The sequence below is a fragment of the Cellulomonas sp. P4_A2 genome (genome assembly GCF_056402515.1).
In genome coordinates this window covers 1-368 of record NZ_JBFUHG010000224.1, presented here as the reverse complement: position 1 = coordinate 368, position 368 = coordinate 1, and the positions used below count along the sequence as shown (strand labels likewise).

Annotated in this window: 1 protein-coding gene; it reads left to right on the top strand. The window is 71.2% G+C overall.

The genetic code is table 11. The features are described 5' to 3' along the window. A partial coding sequence (locus tag AC1DUE_RS20825; RefSeq protein ID WP_477041295.1) for a hypothetical protein occupies positions 1 to 368 on the top strand: 368 nt, incomplete at both ends.

Sequence of the window (368 nt, the reverse complement as noted above, 5' to 3'; positions counted from 1 at the left end):
CGACTGCGCACCGCCGAGCTCGAAGGCACGATCACCACCACCGCGGGCACCCTCAAGCTCCGCGCCTTCGTCCACTCCTCCAGCGACCTGCTCGCCGTCGAAATCACCCCGAGTGAGGGCGAGCAGAGCTTCCGCTGGGTCTTCCATCCGGCCGATGCCATCAGCCCGCGTGCTGACTTCAAGCCTCTGCCGGACGGCTACACGGGCAACCCGCCCGCCGTCGTCGAGCAGCACGGCGAGGTGACCGCCGCCGTCCAGCCGCTGCTGGCGGGCGGCCAGCACGTCACCGCGTGGCGGGAGCGCACCAGGGGCGACAGCCGCACGCTGTACGTCACCGTCACGCACTCCCACCCGAAGACGACGGCACG